At 73.6% G+C, this 18,513-nt stretch carries 18 protein-coding genes; 4 read left to right on the forward strand and 14 right to left on the reverse strand.

Annotated features, from left to right (window positions below):
* The 7 genes from ACFWN3_RS02965 to ACFWN3_RS02995 form a co-directional block, all read right to left on the reverse strand.
* A complete protein-coding gene (locus ACFWN3_RS02965) occupies positions 1-867 on the reverse strand; it encodes a PfkB family carbohydrate kinase (protein WP_377645513.1) in 867 nt (288 codons plus the stop codon).
* Positions 864-2,609 (reverse strand): 2-isopropylmalate synthase, encoded by a 1,746-nt coding sequence (gene leuA / locus ACFWN3_RS02970; RefSeq protein WP_377643283.1) that lies wholly within the window; start codon positions 2,607-2,609, stop codon positions 864-866. The genes ACFWN3_RS02965 and leuA overlap by 4 nt, the downstream gene beginning before the upstream one ends.
* A gap of 221 nt (positions 2,610-2,830) precedes the next feature.
* Positions 2,831-4,492 carry an HNH endonuclease signature motif containing protein gene (locus ACFWN3_RS02975; protein WP_377643285.1) on the reverse strand — a complete coding sequence of 554 codons (1,662 nt, stop codon included), beginning with the start codon at positions 4,490-4,492 and terminating at the stop codon, positions 2,831-2,833.
* Between the two features lie 91 nt (positions 4,493-4,583).
* Entirely contained in the window at positions 4,584-5,342 is a 759-nt protein-coding gene (locus ACFWN3_RS02980) for a GNAT family N-acetyltransferase (RefSeq protein WP_377643287.1), read from the reverse strand.
* Positions 5,335-6,105 (reverse strand): dimethylargininase, encoded by a 771-nt coding sequence (gene ddaH / locus ACFWN3_RS02985; protein WP_377643290.1) that lies wholly within the window; start codon positions 6,103-6,105, stop codon positions 5,335-5,337. The genes ACFWN3_RS02980 and ddaH overlap by 8 nt, the downstream gene beginning before the upstream one ends.
* 43 nt (positions 6,106-6,148) lie before the next feature.
* The gene (locus ACFWN3_RS02990; protein WP_377643293.1) at positions 6,149-7,168 is read right to left on the reverse strand and encodes a 1-aminocyclopropane-1-carboxylate deaminase; all 1,020 of its coding nucleotides are present in this window, start codon (positions 7,166-7,168) and stop codon (positions 6,149-6,151) included.
* Between the two features lie 65 nt (positions 7,169-7,233).
* A complete protein-coding gene (locus ACFWN3_RS02995) occupies positions 7,234-7,875 on the reverse strand; it encodes a GntR family transcriptional regulator (RefSeq protein ID WP_377643295.1) in 642 nt (213 codons plus the stop codon).
* Between the two features lie 107 nt (positions 7,876-7,982).
* On the opposite strand from ACFWN3_RS02995, the gene ACFWN3_RS03000 reads away from it, so the two are divergent.
* Positions 7,983-8,912 carry a GNAT family N-acetyltransferase gene (locus tag ACFWN3_RS03000; RefSeq protein WP_377643297.1) on the forward strand — a complete coding sequence of 310 codons (930 nt, stop codon included), beginning with the start codon at positions 7,983-7,985 and terminating at the stop codon, positions 8,910-8,912.
* A gap of 60 nt (positions 8,913-8,972) precedes the next feature.
* Here the strand turns inward: ACFWN3_RS03000 and ACFWN3_RS03005 are convergent, their stop codons facing one another.
* Positions 8,973-9,227 carry an acyl-CoA-binding protein gene (locus tag ACFWN3_RS03005; protein WP_377643299.1) on the reverse strand — a complete coding sequence of 85 codons (255 nt, stop codon included), beginning with the start codon at positions 9,225-9,227 and terminating at the stop codon, positions 8,973-8,975.
* 156 nt (positions 9,228-9,383) lie between these two features.
* Between ACFWN3_RS03005 and ACFWN3_RS03010 the strand changes: the two genes are divergently transcribed.
* Positions 9,384-11,336: an acyl-CoA dehydrogenase family protein gene (locus ACFWN3_RS03010; protein WP_377643300.1), complete on the forward strand. Its 1,953-nt coding sequence runs from the start codon at positions 9,384-9,386 to the stop codon at positions 11,334-11,336.
* A gap of 30 nt (positions 11,337-11,366) precedes the next feature.
* On the opposite strand, the gene ACFWN3_RS03015 is transcribed toward ACFWN3_RS03010, so the two are convergent.
* Positions 11,367-12,401: an aspartate-semialdehyde dehydrogenase gene (locus ACFWN3_RS03015; protein WP_377643302.1), complete on the reverse strand. Its 1,035-nt coding sequence runs from the start codon at positions 12,399-12,401 to the stop codon at positions 11,367-11,369.
* A gap of 456 nt (positions 12,402-12,857) precedes the next feature.
* Between ACFWN3_RS03015 and ACFWN3_RS03020 the strand changes: the two genes are divergently transcribed.
* The gene (locus ACFWN3_RS03020; RefSeq protein WP_377643304.1) at positions 12,858-13,565 is read left to right on the forward strand and encodes a LuxR C-terminal-related transcriptional regulator; all 708 of its coding nucleotides are present in this window, start codon (positions 12,858-12,860) and stop codon (positions 13,563-13,565) included.
* Complete coding sequence (locus ACFWN3_RS03025) at positions 13,562-14,287, forward strand: LuxR C-terminal-related transcriptional regulator (protein ID WP_377643305.1); 726 nt, start codon at positions 13,562-13,564, stop codon at positions 14,285-14,287. Before ACFWN3_RS03020 ends, ACFWN3_RS03025 begins: the two co-directional genes overlap by 4 nt.
* A 29-nt stretch (positions 14,288-14,316) precedes the next feature.
* Here ACFWN3_RS03025 and era read toward each other — a convergent pair whose 3' ends face one another.
* The 5 genes from era to ACFWN3_RS03050 are packed head-to-tail and all read right to left on the reverse strand — an operon-like array spanning position 14,317 to position 18,509.
* Positions 14,317-15,249: a GTPase Era gene (gene era / locus ACFWN3_RS03030; protein WP_377643307.1), complete on the reverse strand. Its 933-nt coding sequence runs from the start codon at positions 15,247-15,249 to the stop codon at positions 14,317-14,319.
* Entirely contained in the window at positions 15,246-16,547 is a 1,302-nt protein-coding gene (locus ACFWN3_RS03035) for a hemolysin family protein (RefSeq protein WP_377643309.1), read from the reverse strand. Before ACFWN3_RS03035 ends, era begins: the two co-directional genes overlap by 4 nt.
* A 22-nt stretch (positions 16,548-16,569) precedes the next feature.
* Positions 16,570-17,037 (reverse strand): rRNA maturation RNase YbeY, encoded by a 468-nt coding sequence (gene ybeY / locus ACFWN3_RS03040; protein WP_377643311.1) that lies wholly within the window; start codon positions 17,035-17,037, stop codon positions 16,570-16,572.
* The gene (locus tag ACFWN3_RS03045) at positions 17,034-18,098 is read right to left on the reverse strand and encodes a PhoH family protein (RefSeq protein WP_377643313.1); all 1,065 of its coding nucleotides are present in this window, start codon (positions 18,096-18,098) and stop codon (positions 17,034-17,036) included. The genes ybeY and ACFWN3_RS03045 overlap by 4 nt, the downstream gene beginning before the upstream one ends.
* Positions 18,099-18,152: 54 nt before the next feature.
* Positions 18,153-18,509, reverse strand: a complete 357-nt coding sequence (locus ACFWN3_RS03050) for a histidine triad nucleotide-binding protein (protein ID WP_377643314.1) — start codon at positions 18,507-18,509, stop codon at positions 18,153-18,155.
* Positions 18,510-18,513: the final 4 nt, after the last annotated feature.

Consider the following 18,513-nt stretch of genomic DNA (forward strand, 5'->3'; position numbering starts at 1 on the left):
TCAGGGGGTGGGCCGGGCCCAGCCACGCGCGCCGGGGGCGGCGACGGAGCGCGCGGCGACACCGACGGCGAAGGCCAGGGCCGCAGGGAGGTCGGTGGTCCCGCGCTCGCCGATGGCCGCGAGGAAGGCCCCGTGGAGGACGTCCCCCGCACCGAGGGTGTCGACGACGTCCACCACGGGCACCGGCACCTCCCCGCTGGAGCCGTCGGCCGCGAGCCACGTCACCGGCTCGCCGCCCGCACTGCGCGACACCCAGCTCGGACCGAGGGCGAGCAGCTCGGGAAGCGAGTCACCCGCGGGAGAACGGAAGTCGGCGGAGGCCACGAGGACGTCGACGTGCGCGACGAGCGCCTCGAGCCCCGGCTTCCACGACCCCGCGTCGAGGAGCACGGGGATGCCGGCGGCCTGCGCGGCCGCTGCCACCGCCACCCCGACGGGCAGGTGGTGGCCGTCGACGAGGACCGCGGTGACGCCGTCGAGGGCCGCGGCGAGGACGTCGTCATCGGGCACCGGCCAGCCGGTGGCGTCGGCCGCGTTGCGCGAGGCGACGGCCCGCTCCCCCGTGCTCGCCGTGACGAGCACCGTGGACACCGGGACGGCGTAGTCGGCCGGGGCGACGTCGACGAGGTCGACGCCGTGGTCCGCGCAGTCCGAGCGCACGACCGCACCCAGTCCCGCCACGCCCACCGCGGTGACGAGCCGCGCCTGCACCCCGAGGAGGGCAGCGGTCACCGCGCCGTTGAGCGCGGGACCGCCGGCCTCGACGAGCGTGTCGAGGGTCGTGACCTTCTCGTTCGGACCCGGGACGTGCTCGACGGTCTGGAGGACGTCGACCGTCGCGAGCCCGCAGGCGAGGACGCGGCTCAGGCGACGACCTCCGCGTCGCGCTCGGCGCGGTTGACCGCCGAGAGGATGGCGCGCAGCGAGGCCTTGACGATCGACTCGTGGAGCCCGACGCCCCACAGGACGCGCTCGCCGACGGCGCACTCGACGTACGCGGCCGCCCGCGCGTCGCCACCGGCCGACAGGGCGTGCTCGGCGTAGTCGAGGACGCGGACGTCGATGCCGAGCGGCTGGAGCGCCTCGATGAACGCGGCGATCGGGCCGTTGCCCTGGCCGAAGACGTCGACCTCCTTGCCGCCGTCGCGGATGGTGGCCTCGATCCGGTCCTGGCCGTCGTCGGCGCCGATGATGCTCGAGCGCACCGGGGCGAAGCGACCCCAGCGCTCGGCCTCGACCTCGCCGTAGAGGTACTCGTCGCCGAACATCTGCCAGATCTGGTCGGCCGACAGCTCACCGCCCTCGGAGTCGGTGCGCCGCTGCACGACGTGGCTGAACTCGACCTGGAGGCGACGCGGGAGGTCGAGCCCGTGCTCGGCCTTGAGCAGGTAGGAGACCCCGCCCTTGCCCGACTGGCTGTTGACCCGGACGACGGCCTCGTAGGAGCGCCCGATGTCGTGGGGGTCGATCGGCAGGTAGGGCACGCCCCACTCGAGGTGGTCGATGTCGGTGCCGGCGGCCGAGCTCCGCCGGTCCATGTCGTCGAGGCCCTTCTTGATGGCGTCCTGGTGGGAGCCGGAGAAGGCCGTGTAGACGAGGTCGCCGCCCCACGGGTGGCGCTCGTGGACGGGCAGCTGGTTGCAGTACTCGACGGTGCGCCGGATCTCGGCCATGTCCGAGAAGTCGATCTCGGGGTCGATGCCCTGGCTGAACAGGTTCATGCCGAGGGTCACCAGGCAGACGTTCCCGGTCCGCTCGCCGTTGCCGAAGAGGCAGCCCTCGATGCGGTCGGCGCCGGCGAGGTAGCCGAGCTCGGCCGCCGCGACGCCCTCACCGCGGTCGTTGTGCGGGTGCAGGCTGACGACGACGGACTCACGACGGTCGAGGTGGCGGACCATCCACTCGATCGAGTCGGCGTAGACGTTGGGGGTCGCCATCTCCACGGTCGCGGGGAGGTTGACGATCATCTTGTGGTCAGGGGTCGGGTCGATGACCGCGATGACCTCGTTGCAGATGCGGACGGCGAACTCGAGCTCGGTTCCGGTGTACGACTCGGGCGAGTACTCGTAGTAGACGGTCGTCTCGGGGACGGTCTCCTCGAGCTTGCGGCACAGCCGCGCTCCCTGGAGGGCGATGTCGATGATGCCCTCCTCGCTCATCCCGAAGACGACACGGCGCTGGAGGGCCGACGTCGAGTTGTAGAAGTGGACGATCGCCTGCTTGCTGTCGCGGATGGCGTCGAAGGTGCGCTCGATGAGGTGGTCGCGGCACTGGGTGAGGACCTGGATCGTCACGTCGTCGGGGATGTGGTGGCCCTCGATGAGCTCGCGGCAGAAGTCGAAGTCGGTCTGGCTCGCGCTCGGGAAGCCGACCTCGATCTCCTTGTAGCCCATCTTCACGAGGAGCTTGAACATCCGCATCTTGCGCTCGGAGTCCATCGGGTCGATGAGCGCCTGGTTGCCGTCGCGCAGGTCGACCGCACACCAGCGCGGGGCCTTCGTCATGACCTGGTCGGGCCAGGTGCGCTCGGGGAGGCGGACCTCGATCTGGTCCTGGAACGGTACGTACTTCTGCGTCGGCATCCCGGAGGGCTGCTGGGGGTGGATCACGTCAACTCACGCCTTCGTCTCGTCTGCTCGGTCCCGGCCGGGTGCAGCAGGAACTCCGCGACGAGGGGCGGCCGATTCAGGCCCCGCCGCGGCAGCGAAGGAGGAGGAGGTGTCCGAGACGCACGGTGTCACTGTGCCAGACGGGGGTTTGCCCGGCCAACCCCCGCGCGCCCCTGACCCACGATGCGGGACGGTCGCCGGCCGGTGCCGCGCGCCGCGGCTCACGCCGCGAGCTCGCGTGCCGATGCGGGCGTGGTGGTGTGGGTGCGGCCGGTGGGGGCGGTCCAGGTGAACTCGCCGCCGTCCGTCATCGCGACGGTCCAGCCGGCGTGGTGCTTGAAGCCGTGGTGGGCGCGGCACAGGGAGTGCAGGTTGGCCTCGACGGTCTCCCCCACCGGGTGCGCGATGACGTGGTCGAGGTCGCAGCGTGCCGCGGGGACCGAGCAGCCGGGGAAGCGGCACTGTCCGTCGCGCGCCCGGACCCGGGCGGCGAGGGCCCTGCCGGGGCGGTACGTGCGGCGCCGTTCAGGTGGTCCGTCGGCGCTGCCGGGCGGACCACCGGTGATGCGTACCCGGGTGTCGGGGTGCTCGAGGCGTGCGGTGACCTGCGCGGGCAGGAGCCCGGTGGTGCCCCGCGCCTCGACCAGTCCGTCGACGAACCACACCCGATCTTCGACGACCGCACCTCCACGGGCCTCCACCCACCCGCCGACGGCGCCATCGGCACCGCGTGGTGGGTCGCCGGCGCGGTGGCCGGCTCCCGAGCGGGTACGGGACAGGAACGGGTTGCCGTCGACCTCGAGGTGTTCACCGAGCACCAGCCCGACCGCGCGTTCGGCCTCCCCGCCGGCCAGGGTGTCGTGGGTGACGGCGCCGGCGACGAGGTCGACGAGCACCTCGTCGGAGGTGGCGTCGAGCGCGTCGCGGATGACGTCGCGGCGGGCGCGGCGGGCCACCAGGGTGGGCACGGCGGCGGTGGCGGCGGGCAGGACGAGCTGGACGACGGCCTGCACGCGGGCGTTGGCCATCGCGAGGTCGGCCAGGGCGTCGGCGCGGGCGGCCTCCACCGTCAACCGCGGCCCAGCCGGTCCGGTGCCCCGGGCGCGGCGGTGGGCGTCGGCGGACAGGTACTCCTGCGCCAGGGCGTCGACGGACGCCGCCAGCGAGCGGGAGGTCTCGTCGGGCAGGTCGGCGGTCCACCTCATCAGTCCCGGCACCTCCGAGGGAGCCCACCGCAGTCCTCGCCGGCGCGGCGCCACCGTGCGGGCCCGCTGCGCGCCGTCGGGGTCGGCCTTGGCCGCCGCCCGCTGCGCCCGTGCCACCAACCGCGGCTTCGGCAGGGCGGAGACGTCCCGGTCGTCCAGGCGCGCCTCGAACTCCGCGACCCGCTCCGGCGACACATCACGAGCGGCGCCGACGACCCCCTCGACCCGCCAGGGTTCGAGCACCCCGGCCAGCGCGGCGTCGAACGTGCGCGGCAGCTCGACGAGCACCCGGGCCCGGTTCAGCCGGGTGCGCATCGTGCGCGGGGAGATGTTCAGCAGGGGTGCCAGCGACGACGCCGCGATCGCGTCCGGCTCGGGCACCGGCACCACCCGCGCCGAGGTTGCCCTCTCGATCGCGCCCCGGTCCGCACGCTCGGCTCGCCGCTGCCCGAGGTGGACCTCCAGGTCGTCGGCGGCCAGCTCGGCGAACCGGTCGAGCGACGCGGCCTGGACCGCGTGCAGCCACGATGCGACCTTCTGCGTGGCGACCACCACGGCGTCCAACGGCTCGCGGCCCATCGCCCGCACGTCGTCGACACCCAGGGTCGAGAGCAGCACCGCGAGCTCGTCCGGGTGCGCCTCACGCACCTGGCTCAGACTCGGGATCGCCGGTTGCATGACACCAACGCTAGACCTGACCACTGACAGCCCACCGCCCGAGAACGGCTCTCCCACAGCCGCTTAGGTCACGATCACCGCGCCGCGCTCGTCACACGCCGTCGAAGCGGAGGATGGCGACGACGACCTCACGACGCACCTCGAACCCGAGCCGCCGGTACAGCCGGTGCGCTCCGGCGTTGCCCTCGCGCACGTGCAGCATCGGGCGGTCGCCGCGCTCGCGGATGGCGTCGGCGGCGGCCGAGGTGACGACCGCGCCGAGCCCTTCACCGCGCACCGACGGGTCGACGCACACGCCGGACACCTCACCGAAGCCGTCCACCCGCATCCGCTCGCCGGCCATCGCGACGAGCCGCCCCTCGCGCCGGATGCCGAACCACCTCCCGGTGAGGTGGCTCCGCGGGCCGAACGGCCCGGGTTCGGTCTCGGCGGTCAGCCGGACCATGTCGGGAGAGTCCGCCGCGCCGAGCTCGACGACCTCGCCCCGACCTCCCCGGTCGACCGACACCTCGGGACCCGCCACGTACTGCGTGGCCGGTTCGCGCAGCAGCTCGGTCCACCCCGCCGGGGCGGGCCCGACCTCACCGCGGAGGAAGACCGCCACCCCACCGATCCCGACGAGCTCGGCGAGGGCGGTCCAGCCGGCGGTGTCGAGGCGCTCCACGCCGACGAAGGGGCCGACGTCCTCGGGGTACCGACGGGCCACGCCGCCGCCGGCCGCCAGGGCCAGGTGCGCCTGCGGGCCCGACAGCGCGTGCCAGGCGACGTCGTCGAGGACGTGGTCCGCGCCGTGCCCGGACGGTCCGGCCGGTCCGGCCGCTCCGGCCGGCAGCCCGGGTACCTCAGCCACGGATCCGGACCGACAGGCAGGTGACGCACCCCTCGAGCTTCTCGAACTCGGAGACGTCCACCTCCGTGACGCGGTAGCCGCGGTCCCGGTACGACGCGGCGGAGCGCGGGGCGCTCGTCGCCATGAGCAGGTGGTCGTCGGCGAGGCGGACCACGTGGGCGCCACCCTCCTCCGGGACGTCCTCGTAGCGGGGGAACGCCGCCCGGTCGTCGACGACGGGGCCCCAGCCGATGACGGTGCCGTCCGGCAGTGCGGTGCACGCCGACTTGAGGTGGAGGGCGCGGGTGACCGGGACGGCCTGCACGCGGATCCCGAACTCGCGCAGGTGGGTCGCCAGCTGGCGGATGCCCTCGCCGTTCGTCCGTCCGCCGAGCCCCACGTACGCCGTGTCCTCCGCCCGCAGGACGTCGCCACCGTCGAGGGTGCCGGGCGCCTCGATCCGCACGACGCGCAGGCCGACCTCGCGCACCGCCGCCTCGACGCCCTCGGCCTCGGCCCGCCGCTCGGGTGCGCCCGACCGACCGAGGACGGCGAGGTCGCCCTGGACGACCACCGGGTCCTCGACGAACACGGCGTCCGGGCAGTCGTCGGCGGGCGCCACCTCCCGCACCTCCCACCCGGCGTCGCGCAGCGCCGCGACGTACCCGTCCCACTGCGCGCGGGCGAGGTCGAGGTCGACCGGCTCGCGGTCGAGGTGCGTGACGATGCCCTCAGCGAGGCGCGGGCCGGGGCGGCGGACCAGGGCGAGCGGCGAGGCGGCCATGGACCTCACGCTAGCCGGGTCAGCCGCCCAGCCGACGAGCCGGTCACGGCCAGAGCGAGTGGTAGGCGTTGATCGCCTGCTGGCCGCCGAGGTGGGCGTAGAGCACCGTGCTGTCGCGCGGGATGTCGCCGGTCCGCACGAGGTCGACGAGCCCGGCGAGCGACTTCCCCTCGTAGACGGGGTCGGTGATCATCGCCTCGAGCTCGGCGCCGAGCCGGATGGCCTCCATCGTCGAGTCGACGGGGATGCCGTAGAGGTCGCCGGCCCAGTCGCCGAGCAGCTCGAACTCGTCGTCGCGCAGGTCGCGGCCCAGCTCGATGACCTCGGCCGTGCTGCGGGCGATCCGTTCCAGCTGCGCCCGGGTCCTGTCCATCGTCGCGCTCGCGTCGATGCCGATGACGCGACGCCGGACACCCGTGAGGTCCTCGAGCGCCGCGAAGCCCGCGACCATCCCGGCATGGGTCGAGCACGTGACGGTGCACACGACGATCGTGTCGAAGTGGACTCCCAGCGCCTTCTCCTGCTCGGCGACCTCGAAGGCCCAGTTCGCGAACCCGACCCCGCCGAGGGGGTGCTCGCTCGCCCCGGCAGGGATCGCGTACGGCGTGCCGCCGGCCTCCTCGACCTCCTGGAGGGCCTCCTTCCACGAGTCCCGGATGCCGATGTCGAAGCCGGCGGGGTCGAGGCGTGAGTCGGCGCCCATCATCCGCGACAGGAGGATGTTGCCGACCTTGTCGTTGACCGGGTCGTCCCACGGGACCCACTTCTCCTGCACGAGACGGCACTTCAGCCCGAGGTGCGCCGCCACCGCGGCGACCTGGCGCGTGTGGTTCGACTGGTAGCCGCCGATGGAGACCAGGGTGTCGGCACCGCTCGCGAGGACGTCGGGGACGATGTACTCCAGCTTGCGGATCTTGTTGCCGCCGTGCGCCAGCCCGCTGCTGACGTCCTCGCGCTTGGCCCACACCTGCGCCCCACCGAGGTGGTCGCTGAGCCGGCGCAGGTGGTGCACCGGGCTCGGTCCGAAGGTCAACGGGTGTCGGGGGATCTCGTGGAGCCTCATGGGGGTCCTCTCGGGCGGGGCGGGCGAGCCGGTGGGTGGGGTCGGAGGGCGGGGGCGCCCGGCGGTCAGGAGCCGAGTGACTGCCAGGTGCGGAAGGCGACGCCGGCGGCGCCCTCGGCGTCACCGGCCTCGCAGAGGTCGAGGAGCCGGACGTGGAGGTCGACCGAGCTGTGCGCCTCGCTCGACCCGAAGCGCGCCCGCTCGAGGCGGCGGACGACCGGCGTGTACTGGTCGAGGACGGCCGCCACCGCCCGGTTGCCCGCGACGACGACGGGCACCGCGTGGAAGGCGTCGTCGGCATCGAGGGCCGCGACGACGTCGCCCGTGGCCACCGCGGCCTCGAAGCGCTCGTGGGCGGTGCGCATCGTCTCGAGGTCCGCGACCGACAGGCGCTCGACGGCCTCGGCGACGGCGAGCCGGTGCATCGCCGCGACCACCGCACGGGCGTCGGCCACGGCGGCGGGGTCGAGGTGGGCGACGGTCGTCGAGCGCCCGGGCTCGGCGTGGACCAGACCGGCCTCGCCGAGCCGCAGCACCGCCTCGCGGACCGGCGTGCGGCTGACCCCGAGCCACGTCGCGACATCGGCGTCCCGCAGCTGCTCCCCGGGGGAGAGCGTGCCGTCGACGATGGCGTCGCGCAGGCGGCCGAAGACCTCGTCCCGCAGGAGGGCGCGGCGGCGGGGCTCGGCGGTCGTGGGCAGCGGCACGCGATATATTGCATACCGCGGAACGCCGGACGTCAAGCCGTCGCGTCCGGCACCTCGTCCGCCAAACCAGGTGCGCCGCGGCCCCGGCACCCGGCAGGCTGGCCGTCGTGACCGATGACGCCCTCCCCCCGCTGCCCGAGGGCCACCTGGCCCGCCCCGTCACCCCCGCCGACCTCGACGGGGTGTTCCGCGTCCACGGGGAGGCCGAGGTCGCCGACGCCGGCGTCCTCGCGATCGAGCCCGAGGACATCGCGGGCGACTGGGCCCGTCCGAGCATGGACCTCGCCGCCGACACGGTCGCCGTCCTCGACCCCGACGGCGTCATCGTCGCGTCGGCCGAGGTCTCGCGCGGCGGGACCCACCGCGACGCCGCGGTCCACCCCGACGCACGCGGCCGCGGCATCGGGCCGTTCCTCGTGGCGTGGTCCGAGCGGCGGGCCACCGAGCTCGGCGCGAGGTCGCTCGGCCAGAGCCTGCCCGAGGGGTCGTCGGGCCACCGGTTCCTCGAGACCCGGGGCTACGGGGTCGGGCACACCGCGTGGGTCCTGACCCTGCCCGACGGCCGCTCGGTGCCCGAGCGGCCGCTGCCCCCCGGCTACGAGATCGCCACGGGCGACACCGCCGAGCGGGAGGCCGCCGCCCACGAGGTCATCCAGGTCGCGTTCTGCGAGTGGGAGGGCCGCGAGCGCGAGTCCTTCGAGGACTGGGCGGCGACGACGGTGCGCCGGCCGGGGGCGCAGCCGTGGCAGCTGCGCGTCGTCGAGCACGACGGGACGGTGGTCGGGGCGTGCTTCACGATCCTCGACAGCCAGGCCAACGGCTACGTCCACCAGCTGGCCGTCGACACCGGCCACCGGGGACGCGGGCTGGCGCAGTCACTCCTCGCCGACGCGTTCTCGCGGGCCCGCGAGCGTGGTGCCGAGCACAGCGAGCTCTCGACCGACTCGCGCACCGGCGCCCTCGACCTCTACCTCAAGGTCGGGATGGAGGTGACCCAGCGCTGGGTCCACCTCGTCACGCCACTCCCCCGCGGCTGACGGGGCCGGGCGTGCCGGTCGCAGCCCGCTGACGAACGGGTGCGGCGGACCCAGCAGCCGTCAGCCGCCGAGGCCGCGCACGAGGGCGACGTACTCCGCCCGCGCGCGCTCGGCGTCCATGCCCTGGACCTCGGCCCACGCGTCGTACTTGGCGCGGCCCACGAGGTTGGTGAAGCCGGGGCGCTTGCCCGCGACGTCGCCCTCGGTCGCCTGCTTGTACAGGGCGTAGAGCTGGAGCTTGGTGTCGTTGCCCGGGTCGGCGGGGAGGGCCTTGACGTCCTCGGCCGCGGCGTGGAACTCGTCCTCGGTAGCCATGCCGCCACCCTAGGACCCCGGCCGCCCCGCGCGCACCGCCCCCGGACCGGCCCGCACCTCCCGCCCGCCGCCAACGGGCCGCCCGCGGACGCGCAGGCCTCCCGTGACGGCCCCCGACGCGGCACGATGGAGCTCCCCGACGCGAGGAGCACGACGATGAGCTCGAGCACGGAGACGACGGGCACGCCCGCCCCCGACCGCGGCCCCAGCGAGCGCGAGGCGCGTGAGGTCGCCGAGGCCGCCCGCGAGAGCGGGTGGTCGCGGCCCAGCTTCGCCAAGGAGCTCTACCTCGGGCGCTTCGACCTCGACCTCGTCCACCCCCACCCGCGCCCCGACCCCGAGGACGAGGCCCGCGGCGACGCGTTCCTCGCCCGGCTGCGGGAGGTCTGCGAGGGCATCGACGGCACCCGGATCGAGGCGGAGTCACTGATCCCGGACGAGGCGGTCCGCGCCCTCGCCGAGGTCGGCGCGTTCGGGATGAAGATCCCCGTCGCGTACGGCGGCCTCGGCCTGACGATGCGCTCGTACGGGCGCGCCCTCATGCTCGTCGGCTCGGTCCACCCCTCGCTCGGCGCCCTGCTGTCGGCCCACCAGTCGATCGGCGTCCCCGAGCCGGTCAAGCTCGTCGGCACCGAGGAGCAGAAGCAGCGATTCCTCCCCCGCTGCGCGCAGGGCGCCATCTCCGCCTTCCTCCTCACCGAGCCCGACGTCGGCTCCGACCCCGCCCGGATGGAGAGCACCGCCACCCTCACCGAGGACGGCAGCGCCTACCTCGTCGACGGGGTCAAGCTGTGGACCACGAACGGCGTCGTCGCCGAGCTGCTCGTCGTCATGGCCCGCGTCCCGGAGCACGCCGGAGGCCGCGGTGGCATCACCGCGTTCGTCGTCGAGGGCGACGCCGAGGGCATCACCGTCGAGCACCGCAACGCCTTCATGGGCCTGCGCGGCATCGAGAACGGCCTGACCCGGCTGCACCGGGTGCGCGTGCCCGTCGAGAACCGCCTCGGGAAGGAGGGCGAGGGTCTGAAGATCGCCCTGACGACCCTCAACGCCGGGCGCCTGTCGATCCCGGCCATGTGCGCGGCCTCGGCGAAGTGGTCCCTGAAGATCGCGCGCGAGTGGTCCGGGGTCCGGGTCCAGTGGGGTCGCCCGGTGGGCGAGCACGAGGCAGTGGGCGGCAAGATCGCCTTCATCGCCGCCACGGCCTTCGCGCTCGAGGCGGTCGTCGACCTCTCGTGCGCCCTGGCCGACGCGGGCGACACCGACATCCGGATCGAGGCCGCCCTGGCGAAGCTGTGGGCCAGCGAGATGGCGTGGACCGTCGCCGACGAGCTGGTCCAGGTCCGCGGGGGCCGTGGCTACGAGACGGCGGCCTCCCTCAGGGCCAGGGGTGAGCGTGCCGTCCCGGCCGAGCAGGTGCTGCGCGACCTGCGGATCAACCGGATCTTCGAGGGCTCGAGCGAGATCATGCACCTGCTCATCGCCCGGGAGGCGGTCGACGAGCACCTCAGGGCCGCCGGCGACCTCGCCTCCCCCGACGCCGACCTCGCGACGAAGGCGAGGGCCGCTGCCGGCGCCAGCGGCTTCTACGCGAGGTGGCTGCCCCAGCTCGTCGCGGGCCAGGGGGCCGTACCGACCGCTTTCGGCGAGTTCGGCCCGCTCGCCCGCCACGTGCGCTTCGTCGAGCGGTCCTCGCGCCGGCTGGCCCGCCAGACCTTCTACGGGATGTCGCGCTGGCAGGCGGCGATGGAGCACCACCAGCGCTTCCTCGGCCGGGTCGTCGACATCGGCGCCGAGCTCTTCGCCATGACGGCGGTGTGCGTGCGCGCCGAGATGCTCCTCGCCGACGAGCCGGAGAAGGGCCGCTCCGCCCAGCGGCTCGCCGACGCCTTCTGCGGCCAGGCACGGCTGCGCGTCGAGGTGCTCTTCGACGAGCTGTGGTCCAACACCGACGACGTCGACCGCAGGCTGACCTGCGACGTCCTCGCCGGAGACCTCACGTGGCTCGAGGAGGGCGTCCTCGACCCGAGCGAGGGCACGGGCCCGTGGATCGCCGACTGGGAGCCCGGTCCGAGCACGCAGGAGTCGGTCTGGCGCAGCACCCGCTGAGCGCAGGGTCGGGCGCGACGACGCCGACCGTCAACGACGCTTCAGCAGCTCCTCGGCGATCTGCACCGCGTTGAGGGCGGCGCCCTTGCGCAGGTTGTCGCCGACGACGAAGAGGTTGAGGCCCTTGCCGTCGGGGGCGGCCTGGTCGCGGCGGACCCGTCCGACGAAGACCTCGTCACGGCCGGTGGCCTGCAACGGGTTCGGCACGTCGGTGACGACCACGCCCGGGGCCTTGGCCAGCAGCGCCAGGGCCTCGTGCGGGTCGATGTCGCCGGCGAACTCGGCGTGGATCGCGAGGGAGTGGCCCGAGAAGACCGGCACGCGCACACAGGTGCCGGACACCCGCAGGTCGGGCGCGTGGAGGATCTTGCGCGACTCGTGGCGCAGCTTCTGCTCCTCGTCGGTCTCGAGGGAGCCGTCGTCGACGATGGAGCCGGCGAGCGGCACGACGTTGAAGCCGACCGGGACGGCGTAGATCCGGGGCGCGGGCAGGGTGAGGGCGTCGCCGTGCAGCGCGAGGTCCTTCGGGTCACCGGCCGCGTAGCCGCCGCGCAGCTGCGAGTCGAGCTCGACGAGGCCGACCCCGCCGGAGCCGGAGACCGCCTGGTAGCTGCTGACGTGGAGCCGGACGAGCTCGGCCGCGTCGTGCAGCGGCTTGAGGACGGGCATCGCGGCCATCGTCGTGCAGTTGGGGTTGGCGACGATCCCCTTCGGGATGTCGTCGAGGTCGTCGGCGTTGACCTCGGACACGACGAGGGGGACGTCGGGGTCCTTGCGCCAGGCGCTGGAGTTGTCGACGACGACGGCCCCGGCCGCGGCCACCCGCGGGGCCCACTCCCTCGACGTGGCGCCGCCGTTGGAGAACAGCGCGACGTCGATGCCGGAGAAGTCGGCCGTCGCGGTGTCCTCGACGACGACGTCCTCGCCCTTCCACGGCAGCGTGCTTCCGGCCGAGCGGGCGGAGGCGAAGTAGCGCATCTCGTCGACCGGGAAGCCCCGCTCGTCGAGGAGGGTGCGCATGACGTTGCCGACCTGCCCGGTCGCGCCGAAGACTCCGATTCGCATGGGTCCAGTCTAGGAGCCGGTCCGGACGGCGGTCGTGCGGCTCACGATACGGGCGCGAACAGCCGCGGCACGGACACATCGACCCCTCCCGGTCCGATGCGTCCGTGCCGCGGGCCGTCGGACGGTCATGGTGCTCGCAGCGACCGCCGACGGAAGCCGTGGCGACAGGCCCGAGGACCGGTCGTGCCACGACCACGACCACTGTGACGACCCGACCACCCGCGGCGCCAGTGGTATTGCGAGATCTCGCAGTCCTCGTTCTCAGGTCCTCCACCTGCACTGATGCCCGCCTCCGACGCGCCGGCGACGCACCCGGCCCACGCACGCCGGGCCCTGACGACCTGTGACGACTCTGTGACCAGCAGGGACGCCTCCGGGCGCCGCCCCGCCCGGCCCGGCTAGGGTTGGCCCTCGCGGAGGCGACGCGCCCCGCACGGGTGAGGGGAGAACGGACGCGTGGCGGGCGTCGACGAGGAGCAGGCGACGAGGCAGCACGGCGCCTCGGCGTTCTTCGACGCCGTGCAGGACCTCCTCGTCGCCGACGACGGCACCTTCCGGCTCCTCGGCAGCCAGCTCGAGATCGCCGAGCACCTGCGGGACCTGCCGGCCCGGACCCACACGCGGGTGTGGAGCATGGCCGAGCGCTCGACGCTGGGCTCCCTGCGCCGTGGGCACGAGGAGACGATGCGCTCGGTCGAGCGCGGCGTGGACTGCCGCTCCCTCATGTCCCCGTTCGCGGTGCGGGTCCGCCTCGTCACCTCGTTCCTGCGGGCCGAGAGCTCCCCGTGCCGGATCATCCTCGTGCCGGGTTCCATGCTCCTCGCCGACGACGTCCTGCTCGTCGCGGGACGGCGCGGCTCGCCCATCTCGACGACGATCTGGCGCACCGAGGACCCCGAGGTCGTCCGGCAGGCCGCGGCGGCGTTCGAGGACGTCTGGTCCGCCGCGCGCCCCATCGAGGAGGTCGCCCTCCTTCCCGCGCTCGAGGAGCGCGAGCTCATGGTGGCCCTCGGGATGATCGACGGCGACACCGACCGCGAGATCGCGGATCGCCTGGGCATCGCCCCGCGCACCGTGCAGGTGCTCGTCCGCCGGATCATCGACTGGTGCGGGGCGCGCAACCGCACGCACGCGGTCGCCCTCCTCGCGGGGAGCGACGCGTGACGCCCGGGGCGGAGGCGGAGCCCGGCGGCGGCGCGGCCGACGCCTCGTCCTCGGACGCCCACGCCTTCTTCGCCTGGGTCCACGGTCTCGTCGCGGCCGAGGACCCCCGCCTGCGCCACCTCGGCCCGGTCGACGCCGCCTACGGTGCGGGCGCCGAGGCGGCGGCCCGGCAGGTCCGGCACAGCGTCTGGCACATGACGATCTTCCCGTCGTGGTCGACGGTGCGCGCCGCCCAGCCGTTCGCCCGGCTGAGCCGCCGCCCGGGAATCGACGTCCGCTACCTCACGACCCCGCTGAGCGTGCACCTCCTGCCGCTGCTGGCCAGCCACCACCACCCCTACCTGCGGGTCGGTCCGGTCGTCGACAGCATGATGATCCTCGACGGCGCCCGCGTCTTCGTCGGGCAGCCGCACAGCGCGACGCCGGTGTCGTCGGTGTTCGAGTCCACCGACGCGGCCCTCGTGGCCAAGGCCGTGCGCGTCTTCGACGCGGGCTGGCGCACCGCCGAGCCGGTGATCCCCGAGGGCGAGGAGCCGCCGTTCACCCGGCGCATGGTCCAGGTGGCCTTCCTCCTCACCACCGGCGCCAGCGACCGCGAGATCGCCCGCAGCCTCGCCGTCTCCGAGCGGACGGTGTCCTCGGAGGTGGCCGAGCTCGTCCGCCGCCTCGGCGCCCGCAGCCGCACCCACGCCATCGGCCTCGTCAACGGCGCCACGTACTGACGCCTCCGGCGCCCTGACGCCCGACGGCCTCAGAAGCCGAGGCGCCCCAGCTGCTTGGGGTCGCGCTGCCAGTCCTTGGCGACCTTGACGTGGAGGTCGAGGTGGACCCGCTGGCCGAGGAGCGCCTCGATGCCGGTGCGCGCGGTGGTGCCGACCTCGCGCAGCCGCGACCCGCCGCGCCCGATGACGATCGCCTTCTGGCTGTCGCGCTCGACGAAGACGTTGACCCGCACGTCGAGCAGCGGCTTGTCGTCGGGGCGCCCCTCGCGCGGCACCATCTCCTCGACGACGACGGCGAGGCTGTGCGGGAGCTCGTCGCGCACGCCTTCCAGCGCGGCCTCGCGCACGAGCTCGGCGATCATCACCATCTCGGGCTCGTCGGTGAGCTGTCCGTCGGGGTAGAGCGGCCCGGGTGAGGGCGGCAGGTGGCTCGACAGGACGCCCGCCACCTCCTCGACCTGGTCGCCGCGCGTCGCCGAGCACGGGATGATGTCGGCCCAGTCGCCCAGCCGGTCGAGGGCGATGAGGTGCTCGGCCAGCCGGTCGCGGTCGACGGTGTCGGACTTCGTCGCGATGGCGACGACCGGGGTGCGCTTGCCCCGCTTCAGCTCCGCGAGCTCGTTGGCGATGAACCGGTCGCCCGGGCCGATGCGCTGGTCGGCCGGGACGCAGAAGCCGATGACGTCGACCTCGAGGAGCGTCTCGCGCACCAGGTCGTTGAGCCGCTGGCCGAGCAGGGTGCGCGGCTTGTGCAGCCCCGGGGTGTCGACGAGGATCAGCTGGCTCCGTTCGCCCGTGACGATCCCGCGGATCGTGTGGCGGGTCGTCTGCGGCTTGCTCGAGGTGATGGCGACCTTGTGCCCGACGAGCGCGTTCGTCAGCGTCGACTTCCCGGCGTTCGGCCGACCGATCAGGCTGGCGAACCCCGCGACGTAGCCCGTCCCCGTCGTGCTGCTGCTCATCGCACCGTCTCCTCGACCTCGTCCATGACCTGCTCCGACCCTTCGCCGACCCCGACCCGCTCGACGACGACGGTGGCGATCCGGTGGCGCCGGCCCGACATCCGCTCGGCGGTGAGCCGCAGCCCCGCGACCTCGCAGGTCGACCCGAGGATCGGCACCCGCCCGATCGTCTTGCCGATGAGCCCGCCGACGGTGTCGACCGTGTCCTCGTCGATGTCGACGTCGAAAAGCTCGGCGAGGTCGTCGACGTGCATCGCGGCGACGACCCGGGTGCGCCCGTCGCCGAGGTCCTCGGCCTCGGGCGCCTCGCGGTCGTACTCGTCGGTGATCTCGCCGACGATCTCCTCGAGGATGTCCTCGATGGTGACCAGGCCCGCGGTGCCGCCGTACTCGTCGACGACGACGGCGAAGTGCGTCTGGTCGCGCTGCATCTCGCGCAGGAGGTCGTCGACCGGCTTGCTCTCGGGGACGAACGGCATCGGGCGCATCACCTCCGTGACGGGCACCGAGCCGGCCTGCGGGTCGGCGTTGGTGCGCCGGATGACGTCCTTGAGGTAGAGCAGGCCGACGATGTCGTCGACGTCGTCGCCGACGACGGGGATCCGGGAGAAGCCCGAGCGCAGGAACAGGCTCATCGCCTGGCGGCAGACGCGGTCCTCGTCGATGGAGACCATGTCGGTGCGCGGGACCATGACCTCGCGGGTGATGGTGTCGCCGAGCTCGAAGACCGAGTGGATCATCTCGCGCTCCCCCGCCTCGATGAGGGCGGAGTCGCGGGCGAGGTCGACGAGGTCGCGCAGCTCGCTCTCGGTCTCGAACGGGCCGTCGCGGAAGCCCTTTCCCGGGGTCACGGCGTTGGTGAGGGCGATGAGGAGGCGGGAGAACGGTCCGAGGACCCGGCGGACCCACACGGCGGTCGGCGCCGAGGCCAGGGCGACCCGGGTGCTGTGCTGCATGCCCAGGGTGCCCGGCGAGACGCCGACGACGGCGAAGGAGATGAGCGCCATGATCGCGATCGCGACGAGGAAGGGTTCGAAGGTCCCCTCGACGTAGTCGGTGACCGCGAGGGTCACCATGACGGCCACCGTGGACTCGGCGATGACCCGCAGGAACGAGAGCACCGAGAGGTAGGCGGCGGTGTCGCCGACGACCTTGACGAGCGCGCGCGCCCCGGGCCGCCCCTCCTCGAGGAGCTCGTGGGCGCGGGCGCGCGACATCCGCTGGAACGCGGCCTCGGCGGTGGAGATGAGGAAGGCCACGAGGGTGGCGAGCACCGCGGCGGTGACGAGCCCGGTCATGACGTGGTTCCCGGTCGGTTCGTCACGCGTCGGAGCGGCCGCGAGAGGCCAGGAAGGTGAGGAGGAGCTGGCGCTGCAGCTCGAACATCTCCTTCTCCTCCTCGGGCTCGGCGTGGTCGAAGCCGAGGAGGTGGAGGATGCCGTGCGTCGTGAGGAGGAGCAGCTCCTCCTCGGTGGCGTGCCCCGCGTCGCGAGCCTGCTTCGCGGCGACGGTGGGGCACAGGACGATGTCGCCGAGGACGCCCTCGAGCGGCTCGCTGCCCTCGCGTCCGGGTCGCAGCTCGTCCATCGGGAAGCTCATGACGTCGGTGGGGCCGGGCAGGTCCATCCACTGCACGTGGAGGGTCTCCATCGCGGCCTCGTCGACGAGACGGATGCACAGCTCGGCGCGGGGGTGGACCTTCATCTGCGCCATGACGTAGCGCGAGCAGGCGACGAGCTCGAGCTCGTCGAGGACGACGTCGGTCTCGTTGAGGACGTCGATGCTCACCGCTGCGGCCCCTTGCGGTGCTGGGGGCGCTGCTGGCGCTGCTGCTTCTCGTCCCACTGCCCGTACGCGTCGACGATCCGGCCGACGAGGCGGTGGCGCACGACGTCGGCGGCGGTGAGCTCGGTGAAGTGGACGTCGTCGAGGTCGGTGAGGATGTCGCGCACGACCCGCAGGCCGCTCATCGTCCCGCCCGGGAGGTCGACCTGGGTGACGTCACCGGTGACGACCATCTTCGAGCCGAAGCCCAGGCGGGTGAGGAACATCTTCATCTGCTCGGGCGAGGTGTTCTGCGCCTCGTCGAGGATGATGAACGCGTCGTTGAGGGAGCGGCCGCGCATGTACGCGAGGGGGGCCACCTCGATGGTCCCGGCCGCCATGAGCCGCGGGATCGACTCGGGGTCGACCATGTCGTGCAGCGCGTCGTAGAGCGGCCGCAGGTACGGGTCGATCTTGTCGTTGAGGGTGCCCGGGAGGAAGCCGAGCCGCTCCCCCGCCTCGACGGCGGGCCGGGTGAGGATGATCCGGTTGACCTGCTTGGCCTGCAGCGCCGCGACGGCCTTGGCCATCGCGAGGTAGGTCTTGCCGGTGCCCGCGGGCCCGATGCCGAAGACGATGGTGTTGGCGTCGATGGCGTCGACGTAGCGCTTCTGGTTCAGCGTCTTCGGCCGGATGGTGCGCCCGCGGCTGCTGACGATGTTCATCGTCAGCACGTCGGCGGGACGCTCGACGGTCTGGGCGCGCAGCATCTGGATGGAGCGCTCGACGGCGTCGCGGTTCAGCGGCTGGCCGGCGTCGATGACGTCGAGGAGCTCGTCGATGAGCCGCTCGACGAGGGCGACGTCGGCGCTCGGGCCGGAGATGTGGAACTCGTTGCCGCGGACGTGGATCTGCACGTGCGGGAACTGGCGCTCCATCGTGCGGAGCATCTCGTCGCGTGGGCCGAGCAGCGTCACCATCTGCACGTCGGCGGGGACGACGACGGTGTGCTGGGGAACGTGGGGATGGCTCTGCCCGGACGGCGCGTCGGCGGGTCCGGGCTGGTCGGTATGGGCGTCACTCATCGTGGCCCAAGTCTACGAGGCCGCGGGGACACCGGGCACCCGGGAATCCCGGGGTCAGCCGGGGGGCCACCCGAGGTCGCGCCCGCCGAGGACGTGGACGTGCGCGTGGAAGACGGTCTGGCCGGCGCCGGACCCGGTGTTGAGGACCAGGCGGTGGCCCCGCGCCAGCCCCTCCAGCTCGGCGACGCGGGACGCGAGGCGGACGACGTCGGCGAGGTCGTCGGCCGACGCCGCGGCCAGCTCGCCGGCGTCCGCGACGTGGCGGCGGGGCACGACGAGCACGTGCGTGGGGGCCTGGGGGTTCACGTCGCGGAAGGCGAGGGAGTGCTCGGACTCGGCGACGACCTCGGCCGGGATGCTCCCGGCGACGATCCGGCAGAAGAGGCAGTCGCTCGAGGATGGCTCGCTCATGCCC

Origin of the sequence: Oryzobacter terrae, from assembly GCF_042756445.1 — a bacterium.
In the GTDB taxonomy this organism is placed as follows: Bacteria; Actinomycetota; Actinomycetes; order Actinomycetales; family Dermatophilaceae; genus Oryzobacter; species Oryzobacter terrae.

Excerpts from the sequence above, each read along its gene's own strand:
- ACFWN3_RS03045 (WP_377643313.1), bottom strand. The coding sequence starts at position 18,098 with ATGAGTGACGCCCATACCGACCAGCCCGGACCCGCCGACGCGCCGTCC.
- ACFWN3_RS02990 (WP_377643293.1), bottom strand. The coding sequence starts at position 7,168 with ATGAGGCTCCACGAGATCCCCCGACACCCGTTGACCTTCGGACCGAGC.
- ACFWN3_RS03010 (WP_377643300.1), top strand. The coding sequence starts at position 9,384 with ATGAGCTCGAGCACGGAGACGACGGGCACGCCCGCCCCCGACCGCGGC.
- era (WP_377643307.1), bottom strand. The coding sequence starts at position 15,249 with ATGAGCAGCAGCACGACGGGGACGGGCTACGTCGCGGGGTTCGCCAGC.
- ACFWN3_RS03035 (WP_377643309.1), bottom strand. The coding sequence starts at position 16,547 with ATGACCGGGCTCGTCACCGCCGCGGTGCTCGCCACCCTCGTGGCCTTC.
- ddaH (WP_377643290.1), bottom strand. The coding sequence starts at position 6,105 with ATGGCCGCCTCGCCGCTCGCCCTGGTCCGCCGCCCCGGCCCGCGCCTC.
- ACFWN3_RS03050 (WP_377643314.1), bottom strand. The coding sequence starts at position 18,509 with ATGAGCGAGCCATCCTCGAGCGACTGCCTCTTCTGCCGGATCGTCGCC.
- ACFWN3_RS03015 (WP_377643302.1), bottom strand. The coding sequence starts at position 12,401 with ATGCGAATCGGAGTCTTCGGCGCGACCGGGCAGGTCGGCAACGTCATG.
- ACFWN3_RS02975 (WP_377643285.1), bottom strand. The coding sequence starts at position 4,492 with ATGCAACCGGCGATCCCGAGTCTGAGCCAGGTGCGTGAGGCGCACCCG.
- ACFWN3_RS03005 (WP_377643299.1), bottom strand. The coding sequence starts at position 9,227 with ATGGCTACCGAGGACGAGTTCCACGCCGCGGCCGAGGACGTCAAGGCC.